This window comes from Fictibacillus arsenicus (assembly GCF_001999465.1).
Taxonomy (GTDB): domain Bacteria; phylum Bacillota; class Bacilli; order Bacillales; family Fictibacillaceae; genus Fictibacillus; species Fictibacillus arsenicus.
Genome location: NZ_MQMF01000002.1, coordinates 492,729 through 517,623, shown reverse-complemented (window position 1 = coordinate 517,623; position 24,895 = coordinate 492,729). Strand labels below are relative to the sequence as shown.

The 24,895-nt window shown below is 39.3% G+C and carries 28 protein-coding genes; 15 read left to right on the top strand and 13 right to left on the bottom strand.

Going from position 1 to position 24,895, the window contains the following annotated elements; genetic code table 11:
• Positions 1–202 precede the first annotated feature (202 nt).
• From UN64_RS09730 to UN64_RS09715, 4 genes are all read left to right on the top strand, one after another.
• Positions 203–1,195, top strand: coding sequence for a phosphotransferase enzyme family protein (locus tag UN64_RS09730; RefSeq protein WP_077362146.1), 993 nt, complete (start codon positions 203–205; stop codon positions 1,193–1,195).
• Between the two features lie 121 nt (positions 1,196–1,316).
• Positions 1,317–1,919 (top strand): biotin transporter BioY, encoded by a 603-nt coding sequence (locus UN64_RS09725; protein WP_077362144.1) that lies wholly within the window; start codon positions 1,317–1,319, stop codon positions 1,917–1,919.
• A 15-nt stretch (positions 1,920–1,934) separates the two neighbouring features.
• On the top strand, positions 1,935–2,921 hold the full coding sequence (gene bioB / locus UN64_RS09720; RefSeq protein ID WP_077362142.1) for a biotin synthase BioB: 987 nt from the start codon (positions 1,935–1,937) through the stop codon (positions 2,919–2,921).
• A 102-nt stretch (positions 2,922–3,023) separates the two neighbouring features.
• Complete coding sequence (locus UN64_RS09715) at positions 3,024–3,848, top strand: mechanosensitive ion channel family protein (protein ID WP_077363699.1); 825 nt, start codon at positions 3,024–3,026, stop codon at positions 3,846–3,848.
• Between the two features lie 435 nt (positions 3,849–4,283).
• Here the strand turns inward: UN64_RS09715 and UN64_RS09710 are convergent, their stop codons facing one another.
• Complete coding sequence (locus tag UN64_RS09710; protein ID WP_077362140.1) at positions 4,284–5,774, bottom strand: potassium/proton antiporter; 1,491 nt, start codon at positions 5,772–5,774, stop codon at positions 4,284–4,286.
• Positions 5,775–6,247: 473 nt separating this feature from the next.
• Between UN64_RS09710 and UN64_RS09705 the strand changes: the two genes are divergently transcribed.
• A complete protein-coding gene (locus tag UN64_RS09705) occupies positions 6,248–6,421 on the top strand; it encodes a Fur-regulated basic protein FbpA (RefSeq protein WP_171978856.1) in 174 nt (57 codons plus the stop codon).
• A gap of 182 nt (positions 6,422–6,603) precedes the next feature.
• Here UN64_RS09705 and UN64_RS09700 read toward each other — a convergent pair whose 3' ends face one another.
• Positions 6,604–8,007: an alanine/glycine:cation symporter family protein gene (locus tag UN64_RS09700; protein ID WP_077362136.1), complete on the bottom strand. Its 1,404-nt coding sequence runs from the start codon at positions 8,005–8,007 to the stop codon at positions 6,604–6,606.
• Positions 8,008–8,383: 376 nt separating this feature from the next.
• On the opposite strand from UN64_RS09700, the gene UN64_RS09695 reads away from it, so the two are divergent.
• Positions 8,384–8,818 (top strand): class I SAM-dependent methyltransferase, encoded by a 435-nt coding sequence (locus UN64_RS09695; RefSeq protein ID WP_171978855.1) that lies wholly within the window; start codon positions 8,384–8,386, stop codon positions 8,816–8,818.
• 39 nt (positions 8,819–8,857) lie between these two features.
• On the opposite strand, the gene UN64_RS09690 is transcribed toward UN64_RS09695, so the two are convergent.
• From UN64_RS09690 to UN64_RS09685, 3 genes are read right to left on the bottom strand one after another with little or no spacing between them, the layout of a single operon-like run.
• A complete protein-coding gene (locus tag UN64_RS09690; protein WP_077362132.1) occupies positions 8,858–9,211 on the bottom strand; it encodes a DUF2512 family protein in 354 nt (117 codons plus the stop codon).
• A 13-nt stretch (positions 9,212–9,224) separates the two neighbouring features.
• A complete protein-coding gene (locus UN64_RS20880; RefSeq protein WP_171978854.1) occupies positions 9,225–9,380 on the bottom strand; it encodes a hypothetical protein in 156 nt (51 codons plus the stop codon).
• An 11-nt stretch (positions 9,381–9,391) separates the two neighbouring features.
• Positions 9,392–10,525, bottom strand: coding sequence for a zinc-dependent alcohol dehydrogenase (locus UN64_RS09685; RefSeq protein ID WP_077362130.1), 1,134 nt, complete (start codon positions 10,523–10,525; stop codon positions 9,392–9,394).
• Between the two features lie 151 nt (positions 10,526–10,676).
• Here UN64_RS09685 and UN64_RS09680 point away from each other — a divergent pair, with 151 nt between their 5' ends.
• The 4 genes from UN64_RS09680 (at position 10,677) to UN64_RS09665 (ending at position 13,539) form a co-directional block, all read left to right on the top strand.
• Positions 10,677–10,919 (top strand): hypothetical protein, encoded by a 243-nt coding sequence (locus UN64_RS09680; RefSeq protein ID WP_077362128.1) that lies wholly within the window; start codon positions 10,677–10,679, stop codon positions 10,917–10,919.
• 94 nt (positions 10,920–11,013) lie between these two features.
• Positions 11,014–11,784: a Nif3-like dinuclear metal center hexameric protein gene (locus UN64_RS09675; RefSeq protein WP_077362126.1), complete on the top strand. Its 771-nt coding sequence runs from the start codon at positions 11,014–11,016 to the stop codon at positions 11,782–11,784.
• Between the two features lie 188 nt (positions 11,785–11,972).
• A complete protein-coding gene (locus UN64_RS09670) occupies positions 11,973–12,539 on the top strand; it encodes a tyrosine-type recombinase/integrase (RefSeq protein WP_077362124.1) in 567 nt (188 codons plus the stop codon).
• A gap of 91 nt (positions 12,540–12,630) precedes the next feature.
• Positions 12,631–13,539, top strand: coding sequence for a YitT family protein (locus UN64_RS09665; protein WP_077362122.1), 909 nt, complete (start codon positions 12,631–12,633; stop codon positions 13,537–13,539).
• A 774-nt stretch (positions 13,540–14,313) separates the two neighbouring features.
• On the opposite strand, the gene UN64_RS09655 is transcribed toward UN64_RS09665, so the two are convergent.
• Together UN64_RS09655 and UN64_RS09650 are read right to left on the bottom strand one after the other, a co-directional pair.
• Positions 14,314–14,862, bottom strand: coding sequence for an HAD-IIIA family hydrolase (locus UN64_RS09655; protein WP_077362118.1), 549 nt, complete (start codon positions 14,860–14,862; stop codon positions 14,314–14,316).
• 13 nt (positions 14,863–14,875) lie between these two features.
• A complete protein-coding gene (locus tag UN64_RS09650) occupies positions 14,876–15,301 on the bottom strand; it encodes a PH domain-containing protein (RefSeq protein WP_171978853.1) in 426 nt (141 codons plus the stop codon).
• Between the two features lie 349 nt (positions 15,302–15,650).
• On the opposite strand from UN64_RS09650, the gene UN64_RS09645 reads away from it, so the two are divergent.
• Entirely contained in the window at positions 15,651–16,256 is a 606-nt protein-coding gene (locus UN64_RS09645; RefSeq protein ID WP_077362114.1) for a histidine phosphatase family protein, read from the top strand.
• A 57-nt stretch (positions 16,257–16,313) separates the two neighbouring features.
• Here UN64_RS09645 and UN64_RS09640 read toward each other — a convergent pair whose 3' ends face one another.
• Positions 16,314–17,339, bottom strand: coding sequence for a C40 family peptidase (locus UN64_RS09640; RefSeq protein WP_077362112.1), 1,026 nt, complete (start codon positions 17,337–17,339; stop codon positions 16,314–16,316).
• A gap of 236 nt (positions 17,340–17,575) precedes the next feature.
• Positions 17,576–18,823: a site-2 protease family protein gene (locus tag UN64_RS09635; RefSeq protein WP_077362110.1), complete on the bottom strand. Its 1,248-nt coding sequence runs from the start codon at positions 18,821–18,823 to the stop codon at positions 17,576–17,578.
• Positions 18,824–19,076: 253 nt separating this feature from the next.
• Here UN64_RS09635 and UN64_RS09630 point away from each other — a divergent pair, with 253 nt between their 5' ends.
• Positions 19,077–19,505, top strand: a complete 429-nt coding sequence (locus UN64_RS09630) for a hypothetical protein (RefSeq protein WP_077362108.1) — start codon at positions 19,077–19,079, stop codon at positions 19,503–19,505.
• A 38-nt stretch (positions 19,506–19,543) separates the two neighbouring features.
• Here the strand turns inward: UN64_RS09630 and UN64_RS09625 are convergent, their stop codons facing one another.
• The 3 genes from UN64_RS09625 to UN64_RS09615 all read right to left on the bottom strand — a co-directional run bounded on the left by UN64_RS09625 (position 19,544) and on the right by UN64_RS09615 (position 22,089).
• Positions 19,544–19,906 carry a hypothetical protein gene (locus UN64_RS09625; protein ID WP_077362106.1) on the bottom strand — a complete coding sequence of 121 codons (363 nt, stop codon included), beginning with the start codon at positions 19,904–19,906 and terminating at the stop codon, positions 19,544–19,546.
• A gap of 113 nt (positions 19,907–20,019) precedes the next feature.
• Positions 20,020–20,577, bottom strand: coding sequence for a GNAT family N-acetyltransferase (locus UN64_RS09620; protein ID WP_077362104.1), 558 nt, complete (start codon positions 20,575–20,577; stop codon positions 20,020–20,022).
• A 15-nt stretch (positions 20,578–20,592) separates the two neighbouring features.
• Positions 20,593–22,089 carry an HD-GYP domain-containing protein gene (locus tag UN64_RS09615; protein WP_077362102.1) on the bottom strand — a complete coding sequence of 499 codons (1,497 nt, stop codon included), beginning with the start codon at positions 22,087–22,089 and terminating at the stop codon, positions 20,593–20,595.
• A gap of 313 nt (positions 22,090–22,402) precedes the next feature.
• Between UN64_RS09615 and UN64_RS09610 the strand changes: the two genes are divergently transcribed.
• Positions 22,403–23,131, top strand: coding sequence for a TraR/DksA C4-type zinc finger protein (locus tag UN64_RS09610; RefSeq protein ID WP_171978852.1), 729 nt, complete (start codon positions 22,403–22,405; stop codon positions 23,129–23,131).
• A 40-nt stretch (positions 23,132–23,171) separates the two neighbouring features.
• Here the strand turns inward: UN64_RS09610 and UN64_RS09605 are convergent, their stop codons facing one another.
• Entirely contained in the window at positions 23,172–23,807 is a 636-nt protein-coding gene (locus UN64_RS09605) for a LysE family transporter (RefSeq protein ID WP_077362098.1), read from the bottom strand.
• Between the two features lie 146 nt (positions 23,808–23,953).
• Between UN64_RS09605 and UN64_RS09600 the strand changes: the two genes are divergently transcribed.
• Both UN64_RS09600 and UN64_RS09595 read left to right on the top strand, forming a co-directional pair.
• Positions 23,954–24,529, top strand: a complete 576-nt coding sequence (locus UN64_RS09600) for a cysteine hydrolase family protein (protein ID WP_077362096.1) — start codon at positions 23,954–23,956, stop codon at positions 24,527–24,529.
• Positions 24,530–24,646: 117 nt separating this feature from the next.
• Positions 24,647–24,880 carry a hypothetical protein gene (locus tag UN64_RS09595; RefSeq protein WP_077362094.1) on the top strand — a complete coding sequence of 78 codons (234 nt, stop codon included), beginning with the start codon at positions 24,647–24,649 and terminating at the stop codon, positions 24,878–24,880.
• Positions 24,881–24,895: the final 15 nt, after the last annotated feature.

Below are 24,895 nucleotides of genomic sequence, written 5' to 3'. Positions count from 1 at the left end.
CCCACGTTAAATGAATTTTTTCCTGGCTTAATTGAAATAATCCCACGAAACAGAGCAAAAATCCCACGTTAATAAAAATATAACCACGAGACGCCAATTCTCGACAATTAAGAAGAGGATTCAAGCAGCTTATGCAGAACTTCTCATAACAGTTATCTTAAAGAACAGGTGAATATATGAAAAATCAACTTAAAAATCTACTATAAGAAAAGCAACGGAGTTATATGGTGTAACCCCTGATGATTTAACAGCCATTTCTGAGGGGTTTCAAAACGTAGTTTATAGCTTCACAAGGAACCATCATGAATACGTCATGCGGGTGACATCTAAAGATAAAAGAACCGCTCAAATGCTCAACGAAGAGATTTCGTGGATTCAGTTTTTGAAGAAAAGCGGTATAACAGTTAGCATTGCTGTTTCTTCGAAAAACAATCAGTTCGTTGAAGAGTTACATGATTTTTATGTAACGGTTTTTAAGAAAGCCCCTGGCGGACCTGTTCTTGTTCAGAACCGAGATCAATGGAACCCGCATTTTTTTCAGCGATGGGGGAAGTTGTTAGGAGAGGTTCATAAAGCGGGAAAACGCTATTCAGCCGAAAAAGATATTACCGGTAGAGGTAGACCCCATTGGAGTTCAGATCATCCACATAATCATGATCTTTTTAAGATTCTGCCATCTGAGTTCATACGGGAAAAGTATGTTAAATTGATTGAACGAATCAAGGGGTTTTCAATGGGAGATCAGTATTTCGGTTTAATACATAACGATTTTCATCAAGGAAACTTCTTTGTTGATAAAGACGAAATCATACTTTTTGACTTCGACGACTGTGCTTATTTTTACTTCGCTTATGATATCTCAACTGCGTTCTATCATGCGTATTGGCAGCACACATCTTTCAATTCAACGGAAGATGATTTTGCCGTGGAGTTCCTCACTCATTTTCTGAACGGGTACGCGGAGAGTAATGTTTTAACGAATGAAATAATCAACCAGCTGCCAGACTTTCTTAAGCTTCGGGAGTTATTCCTTTATGTTCTTTTTCTAAAAGTTTGGAATATTGATAAACTGCAAGATTGGCAGGAACACACGATTAATAATCTGAAAACTAACATTGAAAACAACAAAATCTATGCAGATTTAGATATGGATTTGCTGACCAAAATTAAAAACAACATTCAAAAACCACTCTAAAAATAAAGAGTGGTTTTACCGTCTTTTATATGTTAACCAAAATATATTATTAGTTGACGCAAATTAAAACCTCCGCTATTCTAAAAGCATAAACAGTTCATACATATGGAGGTTCATTCAAATGACAGCAGGAAGAAATGGGTTAAAAACGATTGATATTACGCTGATTGGAATGTTCGTGGCATTGATGGCAATAGGAGCTAACATAACAACCATCTTTCCATTCATGGTCGTTGGCGGAGTTCCGATTACGCTGCAGACGTTCTTCTGTATTCTTGCAGGCGCATTATTGGGAAGCCGGTTAGGTGCGATCGCAATGAGCGTCTACGTATTAGTTGGTTTAGTCGGGGCACCTGTCTTCGCACAATTTAAAGGCGGTTTCGCAACTGTAGTAAGTCCGACTTTCGGATTTCTATTATCTTTTATTCTAGTAGCCTATGTTACAGGCTTGATCATTGAAAAGAATGGCAGCAAAGCGTCATATGTAATTGCAACACTCATCGGAACAGCGATCAACTACGTGGTTGGAACAAACCTTATGTTCATGGCGTACAAGATGTGGGCAGCAGCACCAGAAGGATTCACTTACTCGCTTGTCTGGGGATGGATGATGGTTCCGCTTCCGAAAGATATCATTCTAGCAGTTTGCGCAGCACTTATTGCTCCACGGATCAATATCGCGCGTAAAAAAGTAATGTCACATCAAACTAAACACGCATCATAAAAGGGGAGACTCAACATGATTTGGAATCTGCTAGCGGAGAAGGTTTTACAAGGTGAAGAAATCACGAACGATGAAGCACTTTCCATTTTAGAATGTCCAGACGAAGACTTGCTATTGCTGCTTCACGGGGCTTATCAAGTCCGTAAACACTATTATGGCAATCTCGTAAAATTGAATATGATCATTAATACGAAATCCGGCGCATGTCCGGAGAACTGTGGCTATTGCTCGCAATCTATCGTTTCAACAGCTCCGATCGAAACTTATAGAATGATGGATAAAGACGAGATGGTTAAAGGTGCAGAAACGGCTTATAACCTGAACGTCGGAACCTATTGTATCGTGGCAAGCGGTCGTGGACCTACAAATCGGGATGTAGATAAAGTTGTAGAAGCTGTAAAAGAGATCAAAGATACATACGGGTTAAAAGTTTGTGCTTGTCTTGGAATTCTAAAGCCAGAGCAAGCGGCACGCCTAAAAGAAGCAGGAGTGGACCGCTACAACCATAACTTGAACACTTCAGCTCGAAACCATGAAAATATCACAACATCCCATACATACGACGATCGAGTGAACACCGTTAACGTTGTGAAAGACAGCGGAATCTCTCCGTGCTCAGGGGTGATCGTCGGTATGAAGGAAACGAAACAAGATGTCATCGATATGGCTCGCAGCCTTAAAGTACTTGATGCGGATTCGATTCCGGTTAACTTTTTGCATGCGATTGATGGTACACCGCTCGAAGGAACGGACGAGTTGGATCCGCGCTATTGCTTAAAGGTTCTGGCACTATTCCGTTACATCAATCCAACAAAAGAAATTCGAATTTCAGGCGGGCGAGAAGTGAATTTAAGAAGCCTTCAGCCACTCGGGCTATATGCTGCCAACTCCATCTTTGTAGGAGATTACCTTACGACCGCAGGACAGGAATCTACGGCAGACCACAAAATGCTGGAAGATATGGGATTTGAAATCGATAGAACACCTGTAGTCGCGCAATAAAATAGTAATTTGATTGAAAAGCCGCTCCTAGCCTTGTTACAATAGAAACTATTCTATTGAAGACAAGTGGGAGTGGTTTTTTTGGAGAACTGGGAAAAATGGATGGGAAAAATAAATTGGGCAGAACTAATGCTCGGAGCAGGATTATGGGCTGCAAAATTTTTATTGATTATCGTCATGTTTATCATCATCAGATCAATCGGAAGACGAGTCATTAACCGAATGTTTGATAGAGCGGCATCTCACCGCAAGATGTCGAGCGGTCGGATCATCACGCTGCAAAAGTTAGTTGTGAACTTATTTTCTTATGTTTTAATATTCGTTTTTGCAGGTATCATGTTTAAACAGTTCGGACTTGAGATCGGCACCTTGATCGCAGGAGCTGGTGTCGTTGGCCTCGCTATCGGATTCGGAGCACAAGGACTTGTAAGCGATATTGTCACAGGATTTTTTATTTTGCTCGAAAAACAAATGGAAGTTGGCGACTACGTAACAATCGGCGGTGTTGATGGTATCGTTGAGGAAGTTGGTCTGAGAACGACTCATATCAGAGCGTTTGACGGAACACTCTCTTACATGCCCAACCGTGAGATCAGCACGATACAAAACCATTCTCGCGGCAACATGCGTGCATTGGTTGATATCGGAATCGCTTATGAGGAAAACATTGATCAAGCTGTAAAAGTACTTCAAGAAGCTTGTGACCGTGTGAAAGCGAACAATGAGAACATTGTGGAAGGTCCGAATGTACTTGGAGTTCAGGCGCTTGGTTCATCAGATGTCGTCATTCGTATTATTTCAAAAACACATAACGGGGAACAGTGGGCAGTAGAGCGCGAACTGCGTCAGGCTTTGAAAGAGGCATTGGAAGTAAACGGCATCGAAATACCATATCCTCATCAAGTGAACGTAGAAAAAGGAGCATAAGAAAAAAGCCGGGGAGATTTGAGGGCACTGAAAAAGTCCGTAAATTGAATGCAGGGATTTCCGCTCCATGGTACATGCTTTCCGCGGGGCGGGCGGTGAGCCTCCTGCCGCTACACGCCTTTAGGGGTCTCACCTGTCCCACTCGTCCCGCAGGACAAGGAAAGCTTCGACAGCCTTGCCTCGCACGAAGAAAATGTGAATTTCATTTTCGAGGAGTCAGTACCCTCCAGCTACAATCCTTACATGTTTGTAAGCAAAGAAAGATCACACCAGCTCTTACAAAGGTGGTGTGTCAATAAAATAGATAAGTCAAGGTCAAAAAACAAGGTCTTCGCAGGAAAATCACAAGCGAAGACCTTGTTTTTACTGATTAAAAAGAAAAACCGGTGAAATTTAACCGGTTTTTCAGTGCCGACGAGATTTCTCGCTTTTTCTTCAATCAGAGTTCTGTTTCACTCTTTGTTCAGAAAGATAATCAGTCAGTGTTTTTAACCTGTTTTTATTAGCCATGATATATAGTATGTCATTTGCGTGAATCTCTGTTTTTCCCGTAGGTGTAATGAGTTCATCACCGCGAATCATAGCACTCACTATTGACTCTTGTGGCAATGTCATTTCTTCAAGCGTCTGACCGATGATTTTCGCATTCTCAGGAACGAAAAACTCTACAATCTCCGCATTGGCCTTCCCAATCGAAACGAGTTCCAGTACGTGTGGAGAAGTGGGTTTTTCTTTTTCCGTAAGCTTTAGCTTTTGCGCGACCCATGGAATCGTTGAACCTTGAATGAGTGCAGAGGTCAGCACGACGAAGAAAACAAGATTAAAGAACAGCTGGCTGTTTTCTACCCCTTCAATTAAAGGGAAGGTTGCCAAAACGATAGGAACTGCTCCTCTTAAGCCAGACCATGACAAAAATACTTTTTCCTTGAAATTAAAAGGTGAAAAATACGTACTCAAGAAAACACCGATCGGCCTTGCGATAAAAATAAGGATAAGTGAAATAATCATACCTTTCACGATAATTCCAATGTGGAATAATTCACTCGGAAAGACAAGAAGTCCAAGGATTGCAAACATTAAAATTTGCATCATCCAGGCAAACCCTTCGTTAAAACGTACGATCGAGTTTTTATAGGTGAGATGGTTATTACCCATCAATACAGCAGCTACATACACCGCAAGCAGTCCACTCGCACCGGCAAGCATCGTCACGCCATAGCAAAGGATAGCGAATGATAGAGCGAATACCGGATACAGACCGCTTGATTCAAGCTGTATTCGATTGATGGCATAAACGGCTAACTTGCCAAAAAGGTACCCGAATACCAACCCCATTCCCATCTGCCAGAAAAAAGAGAAGAACAGACTAAAGATCGAACTAGTCTCCCTAGTTAACAATTCGATAAACGTAATCGTAAGAAATACAGCCATCGGGTCATTTGATCCTGATTCTGCTTCTAGCGTTGAAGAAAGCTTATCTTTGACGTTTTTACCTGATAATACAGAGAATACAGCTGCAGCATCGGTTGAACCTACGATTGAGCCAAAAAGAAATGCTTCCAGCCATGAGACATCGAGTAAGAATTTTACGGCAAACGCTACGACAGCCGTTGTTAGAAATACACCGAATGTTGCGAGCGAGAGAGAAGGGGACAAGATGGGCTTAACATTTGTCCATTTGGTCTGTAATCCGCCTTCAAACAAAATAATAATAAGTGCAACTACACCGACAAGCTGGGTAAGGTGAGGATCATCAAAATAAATAAAGTTAAGTCCATCACTCCCTGCAAGCATACCGATTCCGATAAAAAGTACGAGGGCCGGTACGCCGAATCTTGATGAGAACTTAGTGGTAATAACACCTAGCAATAAAAGAACTGCCAATAATAAAATAAAATAATCTACGTTAAGACCGCCTTCAAACATCTCCGCTCTCCTTTTTAGTTGATTTCAATGCTGTTTTTGAAAGATGTTGATTTCCGTTCCAGACGCTCGCTTTCCGGGGGGCGTGCGGTGAGCCTCCTGGCGCTCTGCGCCGTTAGGAGTCTCACCTGTCACACTCTTCCCCCAGGAGTCTCGCATCTTGCACTCCAATCAACTTATCAATGAAGAAATATACAAAAAAATATAATCTCTTGAAAGTGGTTATTTTCCACTCCAATCAACTTATCCATATAATTTTGAAAAGGACTTGTTTTAAACATGCCTATACAGTATTGACGACAAATATTGTCTAGAAACAATTGACAATTTATCCAAAAGAGGGTAGTGTTGACCCATAACGAAACGAGAAATGAGCATCACCTTCCCAGGTTTAGAACATAAACTATTGATGTAAAGTTTTTTCTTCTTCATTTGCGGGTAACGTTAGTTGAAGAGATTTTCAGGAGGGATTGAACGTGTCAGCGGACCATCAAAAAAGAGAGAACTTAATTGCTGATCTATTGCTACATAACATATATAAAACAAAAGATGGACGTCATCTATACGAGCTTTCTTTGCAGGATCTTGAGCAACAATTTCAGGATATTCTTTCACCGTCTGCACAAGAAAAACCACTTAATAATATATGAGAAATAGATTTTAAAAAACTGGTTCATATAAGCCAGTTTTTTTGTATGATTTGTAATTAATGATTTAAAACCGCCGACCAGAAACTTTGTATCCCAAACAAATATTACGGACCTGATTGATAAAAGTTTCAAAGAAAAAGAAGACTTCCTGTGTTTTGGAAGTCTTCTTTCTTTCGTGCTGCTTATTTGTCTTCTGATTTTTCTCCCCAAACTTCGGTGTTTTTAAGACCAATGCTCGATGGATAGAATACTGGATTTTTGCCTTCTTTTTTCTGCTTCATATAATCACCGAGTGCATCAAACGCAATTTTTCCTAACAAAGAGATAGCAATAAGGTTGATGATGGCCATTAATCCCATGAACATATCCGCTAAACTCCAAACGAAATCAAGGGATGCAATTGCACCGAAACCTACCATGCCTACAACAGCAATTCGATATAAGAATAACCATATTTTGTTTTGGCTGATGAATTCAATATTTGATTCACCATAATAATAGTTGCCGACAACTGAACTGAATGCAAACAATAGAACTATAATAGCCAGGAACGGGCCGCCCCATGATCCAAGCAGGTTGTTCAATGCTTGCTGAGTTAGAATAATACCGTCTGCTTCTTCAGATGTATACATACCAGAAAGAAGAATAATGAATGCTGTAGAAGAACAGATCAATAATGTATCTACGAAAACACCTAGGGACTGAATTAAACCTTGTTTTACAGGGTGACTGACATCAGCTGTTGCTGCTGCGTTTGGCGCACTACCCATACCCGCTTCATTAGAGAAAAGTCCGCGTTTGATCCCGTTCATCATTGCAGCACCAAGTGCTCCGCCTGCAACTTCTTCTAATCCGAATGCACTTTTAAAGATTAAGCTAAAAACTCCTGGAAGTTCTCCGATATTCGTAATCATCAAAAATAGAGCTAAAAGAATGTAAAGCCCAGCCATAATCGGTACGATGATCTCAGAGACTTTTGCGATTCTCTTAATACCACCGAAGATAATAACAGCTGTAACAACAGCAAGGAAAATACTCACGTATACAGGCTTAATATCAAAAGACTGTCCAAATGCGCTTGCGATTGTGTTTGACTGAACAGAGTTGAATGCAAGTCCGAATGTAATCGAGATCAAGACTGCGAAGATAACACCCATCCAGCGAGCGTTTAAAGCTTTATCCATGTAATAAGCAGGACCGCCTCGGAAAGCGACTCCATCACGGACTTTATAGATCTGAGCCAAAGTACTTTCAACAAATGCCGATGCAGAACCGATCAATGCGATCAGCCACATCCAGAAAACTGCTCCAGGTCCGCCGGCTGTGATAGCAAGTGCTACCCCTGCTAAGTTACCTGTACCTACTCGCGACGCGGTACTGATACAGAATGCCTGAAAAGACGAAACACCTTTTTTATCAGCTGCTGCCCCTTCACCTAATAAGCGAACCATCTCGCCAATCATTCGAAACTGAACAAATTTCGTTCGAACCGTGAAATACAGTCCTAATCCGATTAACATGACAATCAGGATATAAGACCATAAGTACGTGTTAACATCACCAATTACATTGTTAAGCAAATTCATTTAATACACCTCAATTAGTCTAATGTCTCTCTCAGCTGTACACCGCTTTCAAATGTAGCAAAACATCACATGTTTTTCAAATAAAATTTTTTCCATTACAAATTTATACCAATTAAAATGTTCCCAAATCTATTAAAAAATAAACTGGAAATTCTAACAAAGAATCAGTACAAAATAATCCTTTTCTTTCACCTTACCATTTCGAATGAATAATATAGATAAAGTCGATTGATTTAATCGGAATTAGAAATGAGGTAGAGAGAATGGAAGGCGGGACATCCTTATTCCTTCAAAAATTTATACAATCTCCTTTACAGATAGGCAGCCTGTTTCCAAGTTCTGCTGCCTTAGCGGAGAAAATGACATCAAATTTAAATTGGGAAATATAAACCAAGCAGCGGAATTGGGTGCAGGAACTGGGGTCATCACTCGTTCGATTGTGAAGAACATGCTTCCCAACACCAGACTGCATGTATTTGAAAAAGACAGCGAAATGAGGAAAGGACTTCAAGTGAAGTTTCCTGAAGCCTTTTATTATGAGGATGCGTGTGAAATCATCAAGAGCTTAGGAAATAGCGAAGGAACACTTGATGCTGTTTTTTCTGGCCTGCCATTTACTAATTTTAATAAAAATCTCCGGACAAAAATCGTTGATGAAGTTTATCGATCCTTAAGACCTGGCGGAATACTCGTTGCGTTCCAATATTCCACACAGATGAAGAAGACCTTCCAGGCATCATTTAAAGAAGTGGATATCTCTTTCGTGCCGAAGAACTTTCCTCCAGCATTTGTGTATATTTGTGAAAAATAAAAAACCGGCACCTCATGCAAAAGGGTACCGGTATAAATCTTAACGATAAGAATGATCTAAATGATCTGATATGAGATGCTTATGAACCATTGCTTCCATTCCTGTAATGATTACGGCCACCAAGATCGATCCCCATAGTGAGATTGTCACAGCCGGCAGTATGAGTGCCAGCAGATAGACAAGGATAAATGTCGCTGCAAAATCAATCATCAGCTGTTTCCAATATGAGATTCTTGAAATCATGATATATTCCATGAGCACACCGATTGGAGCAAGTACTGCCGTAATCCAGATGATGGGCTGGACAAGCTTAAAGTCTACACTTTTAAAAAGGAAGTTAGCTAGAATTAGAACTAGCGGAATTCCTAGAAACTTAATCATCAAGCTTTGCATGATGAATCACTCCTTATAAGTTATTATTTTGCTGGCTGATCTCGCCTTCATCCAAGTACAGGTTGGCATCTTCTAGTTTTTGATGCTGATCCAAAGATTCACCACGAAAATTTTTATTTTCTGCTGTTTTTACTTCTCTTTTTTCTCTGTTTTTATTGTTCTTCATCATTTTTTAGCTCCTCACGTTTTAAGTACGACTTTGATGCAGTCTTCCTTGTGGTCATTAAATAAATCATAGCCCTTGGCCGCCTCATCCAAGGGGAGAGTATGCGAAATAATCTCACGGGGGTCGAATTCTTCAGCCATAATTTTATCCATTAACGTACTCATGAGATGGATAACAGGAGCTTGTCCCATTTTTAACGTAACGTTTCTTGAAAAGAATGCGCCAAGCGGGAAGCTGTTATAAAGACCGCCATATACACCTGTTATCTGTACCGTTCCAAACTTACGAACGGCTTTTGTTGCTATCTGTATGGGTCCAAGTGTACCGCCTTGAAGCTTTAGCGTTTGTCCCACTTTTTCCATCGGTGATTTTTTGCCATCCATCCCTACACAATCGATTACAACATCCGCACCGCCAAGCGTCATTTCTTTCAAGTGCTCACCAGTATCAGCGAACTTTGAAAAATTAACAGTCTCTACATTGTTCATCTTTTTCGCTTTGAGAAGTCGGTAATCCAGATGATCGACAGCAATTACACGGTTTGCGCCAAGCATCCATGCGAATTTTTGAGCAAATAGCCCAACAGGTCCGCAACCAAGTACAATCACCGAATCACCTTTTTTCATGCCGCTGTTCAGTACACTCCAATACGCTGTCGGGAGTACGTCTGATAGAAATAGAAAATATTCGTCTTCCATCTCGACGGTTTCTGGAATCTTAAAGGGCGTAAAGTTTGCAAACGGAACTCTTAAATACTCGGCCTGGCCACCCGGATAGTTGCCGAATTTTTCGGAGTAACCTAAATAGGCACCAGAATCGTAATGCGGATTTGCATTGTCACACTGGCTTTCCATCTGATGCGTGCAGAAGTGGCAGCTTCCGCAAGCTACGTTAAACGGAATGACAACACGATCTCCTTTCTTTACAGAAGTTACGTCGGTACCGATTTCCTCAACAATACCCATCGGTTCATGCCCGATAATATATCCTTTCGGGAGAGGGAAGTTCCCTTGATAAAGATGCAGATCAGAGCCGCAGATAGTTGTAGATGTGATCCGGACGATAATATCATCCTTTTTCAACAGCTTCGGATCCTCGACCGACTTCACTTGTATATCTCGTTTTCCTTGATACGTAACAGCTTTCATCTTCTTTCCTCCAATTCCACAATCCCTATAAGAATGAACGTTGAGACAGTGTTTTATACCTATTTTCAAAAGATATCGTTTAGAGTGTCATAAAAAGGAATGAGAGTGGGTATTACTTCAATAAGAAAGTATTTAAGAGGAGGCGGGAGAGGTGGAATATTCGCTGTACAAAAAAGACGGCAAGTTTCCATGTGATGTTACAGTCGACTATGAAAACATGGTCTTTACAGTGCGGGACAGCGATACAACGGGTGAAGTTTTCAACAGTGCGAGTGAAGTTGCAGAATGGATCAAACAGCATTGGTCTGTTGAACAATTTCAAAAACCAGATGATTATTATGATTTAATGAAACATCTCGAAAGCTCTCTGCAGGAAGAAATCAAATACGAATAATGGATCGGGCCAGGTGAAATTCACTTGGCTTTTTTTATGGTCTCATATGGAGAAATCAGGCATAATGAATAAAACACAGTGGGGGAATTCATCAATGAAAACGAGCGACTTTGAACAGCTTTTGCCATCACTATTTGGGAAGTGGCTAACGACTTTTGAAGACGAAGGAGAGTATGGTTTTACCTGCCGAATCGAAAAGGATAATAAAAGAGTAGCTTATGCGACAAACTTGACTCCTGAGACGGTAGAGAAAGCAATAAACGCCAATGCTGATCTGCTTCTTACCCATCATGACGCTTGGGATTTTCTATATGGCATGAGAGAAGAGTGTGTAGCTGAATTAAAAAAGAACGACATCTCACATTTTTTTATCCATTTACCGCTTGATTTTGTGGAATTCGGCACATGTACATCTTTGTTTGAACAAATTGAAATTGATGAGATCACAAGTTTATCTGCTTTTGAACATGATACAGAGGTACCGGGAATAGGAATTTTTCATAAAGCTCTTTCGTTCTCAGAGCTCAAAAATAGACTTGAACTGAAACTGGATGAACCTGTTCGGGCTTGGCAAAACCATGACCGACCCATTAAAAAGGCAGCTATCTTAACGGGGGCAGGGAATAACTCTCGATTAATTAAATTTGCAAAAGACAATAACTGCGATGCATTTATTACAGGGGAACGGACTTTGTATTCCGTGCAGTACGCTAAGTTCGCTGGCGTCAATTTATATGTGGGAAGCCATACATATACAGAGATTTTTGGAGTAGAGAGTTTTGGAAGAAAAGTTAAAGAAACGTACCCTGATATTGAACTTATCCGAATAAAAGAAGATCACATCGAATCTGGGGAAGTTAATTAATCTTGTACATATTTCAGAAACCTCAATCAATCGGAGGTTTCTTTGTTTTTGCATAAATACAGTTCTTCTAATCTGATGAAATTAGTACATATTAATAGAGTTGTTTTTATTTAAAAGCATATTCGTTTAATGTTACATAACAGTGTGCTAAACTAGTATTAAGTAACATGGGATTAGGTGATGATTAGGTGGAATACGTTGAAGCATTAAGGAATATTAAACAAATTAATGCGATTAAGCGCCATTTAAAGAAGCAATCTGAACGTGACTATGTTCTTTTTGTATTTGGCATTAACACAGGATTGAAGATTACGGAATTGCTCTCCATTAAAGTAGAAGATCTCATGACTGAACACACTGTGATAAAAGAATACTATTCCTGGATTCCTAAAGAAGGTGAGTCCACAAAAGAGATCTTTCTGAATGAAACCGTTCAGAAAATCTTGCTTCAATATATACAGAATGCCAATTTGCAAAGCAGTGATTATCTTTTTTTATCTAAAAAAACAAAGCTGCCCATTACAAGACAGCAGGCATACCGCATTATAAGCTGTGCGGCAGATCAAGTCGGAATCAAAGGTAAGATCGGCACCAATTCTTTACGTAAGACTTTTGGTTTTCATGCCTATAAAAGAGGTGTCGCGATATCTCTTCTTCAAAAGCATTTCAATCATTCAAACCCTTCTGAGACACTTAAATATCTGGGAATATCAAAAAATGAAAATATCAAAACCCAGATCGATGTTCGACTCTAAAATTTGTTTACTAAAATCCACAAGAGGTAATCTTTATGTGTAGAAATAGAGAAATACCTGTTCGGATGCACGCTAAATGGAGGTTCAAGATATGACAGATGATACAACAATAAACAATCAGCTTGCTGAGCAAATGAATAAGCAGCATCGTAAGTTAACTAAGGGAAAGCTCGCTCTTAGAGGATTTTTAATTACCATAGGTGCCATTTTAATGGCGGTCGGACTGGAAATTTTCTTAGTACCAAATAACGTTATTGATGGCGGGATTGCTGGTATTTCAATCATGGCATCCCACTTAACTGGTTTAAGCCTCGGAATCTTCCTATTCGGACTAAACTTGCCTTTTATCTTTATTGGATATAAGCAAATTGGAAAGACATTTGCTATCTCAACTTTATATGGAATTATTATTCTTTCTATCGCTACGACACTATTACATCCCGTACCGCCTTTTACAGATGACTTACTCCTTGCTACCGTTTTTGGCGGGATTTTTATCGGAGTTGGGATCGGAATGGTTATCCGAAGCGGGGGTTCATTAGATGGTACAGAAATATTAGCAATCTTATCCAACAGCAAACTGCCTTTCTCAGTTGGCGAAATTATAATGTTCTTTAATATCTTCATCCTTGGAGCTGCAGGTTTTGTCTTTACTTGGGACAGAGCGATGTACTCATTGATCGCTTATTTTATCGCATACAAAACGATTGATTTAACGATCACAGGTCTTGAAGAATCGAAGTCTGCGTGGATTATTAGTGAGAATCATAAAGAAATAGGCGACGCCATCCTTCATAGACTCGGACGCGGAGTTACTTACTTAAAAGGCGAGGGTGCTTATACAGGAGACGAAAAAGGAGTAGTATTCTGTGTCATCACTCGATTAGAAGAAGCAAAACTTAAAGACATCGTGGATGAATTTGATACCAGCGCATTCCTTGCTATTGCAGATATTGCAGAAGTAAAGGGCGGAAGGTTTAAAAAGAGAGGAATCCACTAACGAAAAAGGGTGTCTCGATATTTAACGGATTCTCTTTTGGAGTGCAAAAAGATAAAAACATGTAGAATCGTATTTAAATTAGCAATCGGAAAAGCACTGCAAATCGCAGTGCTTTTAACATTTATGTTTATTTATTTGGCCATATTCCGCACTCACACCCGTATGTTTAAGTACATTATTTCATAAACTATTAGTTTGTTACAGGAACGCTGCCCCGTTTATTTAATAAGAATATCAACAAAAAAGGCGTTAATCCTTTGGACTAACGCACCCATTAGTAATACCAAAAGCTCCCTATAATATAGTAAACATAAGTTAAATAACTAATAATAACTAGGATCATAGAAGAGATGTTTATGAATTTTGAATAGCCTACCTTTTTAAAATGACGATAGTTTAAAAAGAAAAGACAAATTATAATTAACTGTAATATAAAGGTTATATAGAGATATGCATGTAAAGACTCTCCTATTCCAATGAAAATACCTGTACCTACTAAAAAAATGCCTGATATTCCAGTGATCCCAACAATATTTTTTAGAGCACTTCTTTTAACTTCTACTATTTGAGCTGGAACCAATGTTATTCCTAACACCATAAAACTTATCAAAATATGAAATGAAAATACTAACACGATTATATCCCCTATCTTCTTCCAAATGTCATTTGCGTCCTAATTAAGTTGGTAAATTTTATCATTCAAATCTTATTTTATAAGCCAAAAACAACAATCCTTTAGAATAGAGCCTTTTATTATAAAATAATTTATGAGGCTCACTTGTTAAGATTAAGCTCTCCAGATGGTTTTAAAAGCCAATCTGCACCTGCTTGCAGATTTTCTGCTACGTAATCAGGCTGGACGTTTGATGTTAGGTGATTTTGTTCATAATCAGCAGCTCCTGATCCAGTTAGCACTAAAACGGCTATGCAGCCTGCTGATTTTGCAGCCAAGATATCTGTCCGGCGGTCCCCGAACACGGCACATTTTGATAATTCAAAGGAATGGTTCTTTGCCGCTTTTTCGAGCATTCCGGTGGATGGTTTTCTGCATTGGCAGCCTTCCTTATGGTGATGAGGGCAAAGGTAGATTTCGTCAAAACCAAAAGCTTTAATTTCTCTGACAAAGTCATTTTCCGTTGCTTCTGCTCTGCTGATTCCAGGCTGATTCGTAAAAGAAAACACTTGAATGCCCTTTGCTTTTAATTCTTTAATAATTTGTTCTGTATAAGGAAACAATTTAAATTCTCCAGGGTATTCAACTGCATCTGATCCGCCAATTGTCCCATCACGATCTAAGAAAACAGCTTGTAGTTCATTGTTCATAATGAACCAGCTCCTAATTAAATTTAATGTCCGCATGAGGGCATCGCTCTTTTAACATATGCAAGAACCTATCTCGATCTTTCGGTGAAATAAGCGCCATTCCGAATTGGTATTTAATATTGATCCGTTTAAGTGATAACGCAGGACTTGAAAGGGGGTTCCAAGTTTTGTGTGCAGAGGTGATCTCGCGGTAAGGAATTCTTTTGTTAATTGGTCCGCAGCGGATCACTAATTCTCTTTCATTTAATACATAGTAAGTAGAAAACCAAAGCCAGCAGATGAAAAGGATAATCACAAGATTTAAGAAAATAGCAAAAATAGATTCTCCTATACTTGATTCCTCAGAGAAAAACGCAGAAATGCTAAGGAAGGTTCCATAGCCAATGCTGCCAAATAGAATAAGTCCTAGCCAAACATCTCTTTTTGAAGTGAATTTCAAGATAATTTACCCCCTAAATAGTGTAAGTGTAATAACAGAAAGCTGAAGGAGCAGGAACAAGCAAACTGTAATCACTGCTGCGTTTTTCTTTTTATATGCATATCTAAAAAAGTAAACGACTATGGAGATAACGATCATATTCAGACTAAACAATATAGGTAAATGAGAGACTTCTGGTAAGTATGATCGAACCAGCTTTGGGATGGCATCTGGCAAAAATATAAAAAATAACAATAGAAAACCTATTAAGCTATGTTTCAAAAGAACACGTCCAGTCGAAGTACCTTTTCCTTCCATTATACGGTAAAATAGGTGAGGCTTGCAGATTAATATTAATGGGGGAAGCGACATGGAAATCATATTAATACGACATGGAGAATCAGAGGCTGATATTTTACAAGTTCACGAGGGACGAGCGGACTTTGAACTTACAGATCGGGGCAGGAAGCAAGTGAGGGCGATGGCTGAAAAGGTGAAACGTGATTTTCCGCCAGACTTTATTTATGCCAGCACACTGAAAAGAGCGAGTGAAACAGCTCAAGTTTTGGCTGATACGATCGGATGTCCGCTCCAGTACGAAGAAGAACTGATGGAACATAACAACGGGGTACAGGCAGGGTTGAAATTTGAGGAAGCGAAAAGTCTTAAAGCTCCTGTATACTTGCATGACAGGTTTGATGAAGGTGAATCTCATATCGAGTTTCGTATGAGAATTGAGACCATCTTTTCTAAGATTTTAGCAGACTCCAAACATAAAAGAATCGCAATTGTTGCCCATGGCGGAGTTATCAATTGTCTTCTCCGTTCATTTTTTGATATGCCGATCTCAAAGAATTTTTATTTCAAAAATGGAGATACAGGTATCAGTTTTTTAGAGAACAATGAAAGTAGTAAAGTTGTTCACTTTTTAAATAATACGAGCCACCTAGATACAGATGAGCTAAAATCTTTTTAAGAGCATATAAAAAGCAGTGCATTTCGAGATTGAAATGACACTGCTTTTTCTTAAATTTTATTGCTCAGGTACATAACGTCTTGCACCAGAGAACTCAACAGCATAAGCAGGTGTTGAGATCGGATCCATGCGAACGGTTGATGCTGTGTTCGGAGAGTGGATCATCATTCCGTTTCCAGCATACATCGCAACGTGATGCACGCGGCCTTTTCCTTGATCATAAGCAAAGAACATGAGGTCTCCTGGCTGAAGCTGATCTTTATCTACGATCAGTCCTTCTTTAGATTGTGGTCCAGAGTCTCTTGGGATCGTTATTCCATTTGCTTTATGAACGGTGTGTGTAAAACCTGAGCAGTCAAATCCAAAGCCTGCAGCTCCTGCCCAAAGATATGGAAGTCCAAGAAACTTTTTCGCTTCATCAACAAGCTGTTCACCTGTCGGAATAGGAATATCGTTTTCGCTCTTATAAACCTTTGCATCTGTCGCATCTAGCCAGCGTACTTTACCTTCTGGAGTTAAAACAGCAATCGTGTGCCGGTATGCTTTTAAAACTGGAAGTCTAGTGTTATAGCTTAGTTCTAAGTCTTGTTTATGGCCGAAAGGTGCTTTAGAAAGCCATGCAGTTGGACTAGTGATGAGAGCAAATGGCTTACCATCTCCACTCTCAAATCGATCTGAAGTCGTAAGCTGTTTTAACGGCATCCAGCCTGGATATCCAAGTTCATTTCTTGGAGTGGGCTGTCCATAGACCGCAACTTTAACCCATTCGTCCTGCTGTTCTAAAACTCGGACCTTTTGTCCATACAGAGCTTGGGTCTCAAGTTCTCCTACAAGCCATAGCTTTTGTTCATACGACATACTTGTTGTCCATCCTCTAAGATCAACAGGATTCGAGAGGGAAGGTGCATCAACATCATCTCGTGCTGCGTCTGGGTTTGACCATAATGTGGCAGCTGCTACATCAACATAAAGATCTTGCCCGACAACATTTGTGTCAGCTGTTCCTTTTTCAGCAGAAGCGGTGTTTGTAAACATACCTAGTAACATCGCAAGCGAAAAAAGAACCTTCATAAATTTTCGCATTTTTTGTCGCTCCTTTTTCTCTTTTTCCTCACAATTCGAGTTTTTCTAACCATTTCCTTTATGGAGAACTAAAGATAAGCCAAATATCCTTTTGTTGGAGCTTTATAACATGAATCTAAGGTACTAAAAGAGGAAAATTACAGGTCAAAAGAAGTGGAGGGGAATGTATGGGTTGAAAATAAAACAAAAGGCTTAACTCAAAAAGGATTTCTTCCTCTTGAGTCAGCCACTCTTAATTAACTAATAAGAAAACGATTTATATCCATCAAATGGTTACCGTAAACTACGAATGCGGATAATACTCCCGCCAGTAAAAGATACAAAGCCAGGACTACAATCTTCGTTTTCATGTTTGCTACATAATAATTTTTTTGCTGATCATATACCTTTTTTGTTTCTGCTTTTTCAGCTAACAGACTCTTTTCATAAGCTTCAAAATAAGCGGCAGTGCTGAAGTCTGGTAATACTGGAAGAGAAGCGATTCCTTCAGGGTCCGATTCGTGACAGGCTTGTGCCAGAGCATCTCTTTTATTGCGGTCTTTATCATATTCTTCCCGCAGGGTTTTCAGAAAACGCTCACGATTATTAAGCATCTCAAGCTCTACAATGATCTTGTGCTTCTCAATCTTCTTTTTATCCTGCAGGATTGGAAAAGTAAATCCTGTCGGAACACGGTCCTTTACACGGTTTTTAGCAACACGAACATCTTCTATATAAGTCCCGATGATATGAGAAAAGTTTGGCATATCCCGGTATTCGTTTAACTCTTGCTGTATGTGTGAAAGCTTTTGCTGTTCACTTTCAAAAGCTTCCAAGGTGAGTTCTGTTTTTTTATGTTCAAAATCTTCACGAACCCGTTTCCACCAAGTCATAATTCCGAAAAGGAACACTAAGAAAATAATCGGATCTGGAGATATGAACAAGTACGGAATAACGATCAAAAGCCCGATAAACCAAATCTTTGTTGATAAAACTCCTACGATCCGGCCGCCATCGAGAGGAGAGACAGGGAACAGGTTGAAAAGGTTGATCATAGCTCCTAGGAAGATAACAAGCCCCCAGAACGGCTGTCCGGTAGATTCGTATAAAAAGACCGCAGGCAAGAACGACATAAGACCAAATAAAGGACCTGCATATGCGATATATGCTTCATCTTTTGCGTTTTTAGGCATCTCTTTCATACCAATCGCTGCACCCATAAAGGGTATGAATATCGCTGGTGAAGTCTTAATTCCTTTTTGTTTCGCAGCGACCAGATGGCCCATCTCATGGACAAATATGAGATAGACGATCGCTACTGCAAATTTCCAGCCGTAAAAGACGGCATAAGCACCCATTGAAATGAACATCGAAATGAGGGTAGCGAATTTACCCAGTTTTAATAAACCAAACACCCATTTTAATTTACTCAATAAGAACAAACCAATTCCCGCAAGGATCGTCCATAAACGGGACTGGTTTTGCTTTTCTGCTTTTTCAGACATGTATGAATCCCCCAAATGATTTCTTAATTCTATCTTAAATGATATACGTTTGAAGTGGAAAGAAGTTTCTTTTTGATGATTGTTTTCCGCTTTAGTAGACAATGAACGTCAACAAAGCATGCGGGTAAGATGAAAAAAATTCCCTTTTTCTGTCGTTTTTTATTCGAAATTTGCGGGTATACGAAAAAGAGTACCCCTTTATTGAGTACTAGTGAACTCGAATGATGTGTAAAGATGAGAAGGAGGGATCGGTTTGCCTGTACAAAATGAACAATTAATCCAAGCAGACCCTTTTGTGTTGAGCAAATCCGAAGTTGTTCAAGCTGTAAAGCACTACTTGAACCGGGAAGGCTATGAAACAAGAAACCTTGGAGATCTTTGCGGAATTGATCTGGCAGCAGCAAATGAATACCATACGCTTTTAATTGAAGCGCAAGGAAACCATGCTGAACACCACGAGAAAGAAACGGTATTCACAGGCAGTCAGCTAGATAAGCATATGAGCTGTCAGCTTGTAAAACTGCTGAAAAACTATGAAAAAAATCCAGCAAAAACGTTAGTCATGGCAAATCCAGATACCCCTCGAATACGAAAGATGACAGAAAATATAAAACAAGCGCTAGATGATCTTGGCATTGTCCGATTTTGGGTCAAAGCAGATGGAAGTATTGAGTGGGAGTAAAAGAGTAAAAAGGAAAGCACCGGAGTCTCGCTCCGGTGCTATTTTACTTTTTCGATTGTATCATGACTTTGTTCATATAACTCAGGCAGTACGTTCATTTCTTCTATTTCACGTTTCGTTTTTTCTGTACCAAGCAAGTAGAGAAAACGGAACAGTTCGTAAGCAAGTTTACTGTCTTTACCTCGGTCATGTTCCGCATAAGCTTCATTGAAGTGCCTTTTAGGAGACCAAATATCTAACCACTCTTTTTTTGTGTTGGCTTTCATCTCATAAATAATGTGTTCCAGTTGCTTTTTTTCATCATATGAAGCCTGAATTTCAAAATAATGAATCTGATCATCTGCCGGTATTGGCTGTATTTCACCCTTAGCTGTTACAAAGAACGTTTCTTTTTGCTCCATTTCAAAAACCTCCTTTTTCTTTTCATTCCTCCTGAAGAAGTTTTCGAAACATGCAGCAATGAGGCATTTTAAATAGTGAAACAAAAAAGAAGCTATCTGTAATCATAGCTTCTTTAATATAGATCTGCATTTCTTTTTAATAGGGAATACACATACATATCGTAAAATTCACCGTCTGCTTTTTGGTACTCTTTTAATAATGCCTCTTGATTAAACCCGAGCTTCTCAACCAGTGCTCTTGAAGAGGAATTCTCTGGTCTGATCGTAGCTGCGATCCGGTTAAATTCCATTCCATTAAAACCATAATGAATAATTGCTCGTAAAGCTTCGTTCATAAAGCCTTTATGCCAAAATTCCCGGTTGAGCTCATATCCTACCTCTGTACGCTGATCTGACTTGCTCCAATTATGAAAGCCGCACGTACCGATCAGTTTATCCTCACCTTGGAGAACGATTCCCCATCGAATAGCACTTCCAGATTTAAAACCTTTTTCAAAAGCTTCAATAAGTGAAAAAGCCTCTTCTTCCGACTTCAAAGGTTCCATACCGTAGTATTGAAGTGCCTCTGCATCTGAAAATGTGGAGAAAATCTCAGCTATATCAGACTGCAAAACGGGCCGTAGTTTAAGTCTCTCTGTTTCAATTACAGGGAAATTATCATACGTGCTCATAAAAGCACCTCCTTTTTATGAAATAGATTTAAGTTTCATTTCATCTATAAAAAGCTGTGTTAAATAAGGGTCCCACTGTGTACCTTTTCCGTCTTCTAAGATCGCCAAAGCTTTTTCATGTGTCATTCCTTTTCGGTATGGACGATCGGAAGTCATGGCATCATAAGCATCTGCCACTGCAATAATCCTTCCGAAAATGGGAATATCCTCTCCTGTAAGCTGTTCAGGATAGCCGTTCCCATCATACCTTTCATGATGATAACGAACACCAGGAAGCAGAGGCTTCATCGCATTAAACGGCTGAACCTGTGCAAGTATATCTGCTCCGATTACAGGGTGCTTTTTTATTTGTTCAAATTCCTCTGGGGTGAGTTTCTCTTCTTTTAATAGAACGATATCAGGTATTCCGATTTTGCCGATATCATGAAGCAGTGCAGCTTTCCTGAGCTGCAGAAGCTGCTGAAAAGGAAGACCAGCCATCTGACCGATTTTCATTGCATAGTCTGCAACGCGGAGACTATGACCTGCTGTATATGGATCTCTAGCATCCAACGTTGCCGCCATCGTCGCAAAAAAGCTCTCAAGCAATTGTTTGTTTTCATGTTCACGAGACTGAATGGCTCGGGCCATATGGTTGAATCCTTTTATAAGCTTTGAAAACTCGTCCGAATAAAGATCATCTACTCTTGCGTTTGAGTTGCCTGTGCGTACTTCATACATTCCCGCTTGAAGTTCGTTCATGGGCTGCTGTATATCCTTAAAAAGAAGATACGCACCAAAGATAGCAAAAGAGATACCAATAAGCAGTACGAAGAATGCCCAACTCCAGTAAGAACCGTTAACAGGAGATGAAAGCTGATACAGCCTCACCTGATTTGCCAAAGCAAACAATAAAAGTGGAAATGTCCCGATAAAAAGTGTGCTCCACTGAATTTTACGCTGGATAGAAATATGTCTGGAAGTTGCTAAAGATAAAATTACACCATGGTCTTTCAGCGTTTTCTCTTGAATATTTCTTAAAACAGGCTGAACAGCTTTTGTTGTTAAAAAGAATTCAATGATCGCATGCATACCGGCAACTAAGATCGCGCCAAGTGAGGCAAGATATATGTAGTAATAAGGTAAAGTTAAGTATTCAAAGTAAATAGCTGCAGCTGTTAAACACACCGCCGGGATAGATAGGCCAAAAAGATGAGGACCTAGGATCCGCTTCACTGTCCGGATAGGGAAATGATGCGCATGAAAATAAGCTTTTTCCGCTAACGGCAGCGATGGCAGTTTTTTACTGAAATATGTACGAAACACAGAAGTATGCATTCGAAAGAACAGGTATTCTAATAAAAACATGATCATGCAGGAAGATACAAGTATACCGCATAATACAAAGATTTCTTTAACCGAAAAACGGAGCGTGGTGAATAGAAAGACGCCGCCAACTCCTAAAACCGCAGCAGTTGAACCAATTACATAATTCTTTAATAAACGTCTTTCAAATTGTTCATGTACAGTCAATTCTTCACCCGCCTTCTTGCTATTACTTTTAAAAAGATATTAATAGCATACCTTACAAAAACTTGGAAAAAAAGCTATTTTTCTACACTTTATTACATTTTTTGTAGGTTTTTGACCTTTCATATTATAAATATCGTATTTTTTTGCATTTATTTTAGCTAAAAGGTGCAAATGGAAGGACGATGCGGGCTCATAGGGGGAGAATTCTTTAAAGTATAGCATGCGTGTGAAATGTACAAAATACACGGGATGGATAATTTCTGAGGAAAACGGGTATGAAATGGTATACGGATGCAGGAAGGGAGCTAGAATAATGTCATTAACTACACAAGAAATGGACCATTTTAAACAAATTTTAGTTGCTCGAAAAAAAGAGATAAAAGATATGAGAGAGAGAAACGATTCTTTTGGAAGTGATTCGGAATTTCCTAAAGAATCTACGGGGGAGTTATCAAACTATGATAATCATCCAGGAGATCTTGGAACAGAGCTGTTTGAAAAAGAAAAAGACATAGCATTAAACGACCTCCATGAGAAAGAACTGGAGGATATTGATGCAGCACTTAATAGTATTGAAAGAGGTAAGTACGGTATATGTAAAACTTGCGGAGAAGATATCTTAAAAGAACGATTGGAAGCTATTCCATCTACACTTTACTGCAAGGAACACAGCCCTGGTCAGCACTCATCAGATGACAGGCCAGTAGAGGAAGCGGTATCTGGTCCGGATTATTCGAGAAGAAGCAACGATGGAAAAGATGCCACTTTCTTTGACTCGGAAGATACTTGGCAATCCGTAGCAAAGTACGGAACAAGTGAAACTCCATCAGACTTCACAGACCCTGAAAAACATGACTATAACGAAATGTATGAAGACTCTGATGATGATGATGGCTATGTAGAAAACTATGAAGGTTTTGTAACAACGGATATAACTGGGAATGAGAGAAATGTTGTACAAAACCGTAAACATGAAGAGTACGAGGAAGAGCTGGATCGAGAAGAAGAAAGACAGTTAGACCGGGATAAGTACGATAAATAAAATCAATGAACAGCCTATGTTAAAGATACATAGGCTGTTTTCAAATACTTTTTAATAGCTGAATAAATAAATGACAAGCGAAACCAAGTAAACCTGCCCCTGCTAATCCTGTCATCACTCTAACGGTTATTTCATTAATAAGTGTACGAAAAAAATGAACGGTAAAAGCAACATTAATATTCCATAATATAATGCCCACAATAATAAACAAACTTAAGTATGCATTAACCCACCATTCAGTATCACTAGGAATATTTTGAAGTGTTCCTCCATAAATGCCAAACCAAAACAAGAAATTAAAAGGATTCATTAATGCGAGTAAAAAACCTGTCCAATAAGGCTTTTGTTCTGGTTTCTCTTCATTTCCTGCAAGAAATCTTTGTTGTAACCAAGCAGTTCTAATCGTTGAAATTCCTAAGACCATGAGCATGATGATTCCAATAACTAACATTGTGGTTTGTACGAAGGTGTTCTGCAAGAAGGGGGAAAGACCTAAAAAAATGATAAGCATAAAAATGAAATCAGCACTTGCTGCTCCTAATCCAACGAGCCAAGATGGCCAGAACCCCCCTGATAATCCGCGTTTGATCATCTCGAGTTTAATCGGGCCAACTGGAACTGCTAGACTGATCCCAAGCATCATAAAATGAAAACTTAAAACCCAAAACTCGCTCAAACTTACTCCTCCCGAGGGCTGTGCTTGTCTATCTTTTCTTCAAGGATATGAGTACATGAATTAGATTATTACGGAAGGAAATGTAAAAAGTTTATCGAACAGTACTTTAAAGGCTGTAACTATCATCTGCTAAAGGAGCCAAGTCCGTGAAAAAAGCGTGTTTGCTTATCATTGATGTTCAAAAAGGTTTTGATGATGTAGATTTTTGGGGAGAACGAAACAACCCAAATGCCGAAGTTAATATGCTTACATTGATAGATGCATTTAGAAACACGAATTTACCCGTATTTCATGTTCAACACCAGTCGGAAAATGAGAATGCACCTTTGCATCCGACCAAGTTAGGTTATCAGCTGAAAACAGGATTTGAACCTAAAGAGAACGAACCTCTTTTTATTAAAAGTGTAAATAGTGCTTTTATTGGAACAGCATTAAAAGACGAGCTGGATAAACAAGGTATTCAGCAGCTTATAATTGTAGGTTTGACGACAAATCATTGTGTATCAACTACTGTAAGGATGGCTTCAAACTACGGATATGGCGTTTCTCTCGTGCACGATGGAACGGCTGCTTTTGCTTTAACTTCCTATAATGGAAGAAAATTTTCAGCTCAAGATGTACATGAGTCAGCTTTGTCGCATTTGCACGGGGAATTTGCTGAAATTTTAAGTACAAAGGAAGTTTTGGCGAAATGGGTAAGATCATCGCACTATATCCAATAATGCATAGACAATATTCCCCAGGAAATGTCGGATACTGTTAATGGTTTAGAGGTTTTGTTTTAAGGGAAAAATGAAAAAAACATTCATAATAAGATCATTTAGAGGTGTCATAAAAACATGGTAAATAATCAAATAGAAAAGCTGATGAGAGAACCGGAACAAGAATTAGAGTTTTGGAGAGAAGAAGATCAGCAAAAAGAACTCGTTAGAATGCGTTATGTTCCCCAAGGTGAGGGAGGATATTTTCAAGTTACTTATTTAGACGAAGAAGAAGGCATCATCGGTTCACAAGTTCTTGATGAAGTAGAAGACGCAGAACGATTCTTAGAAAAGAATCAGCCGGCTATATGAAAAACCAGAGGATCA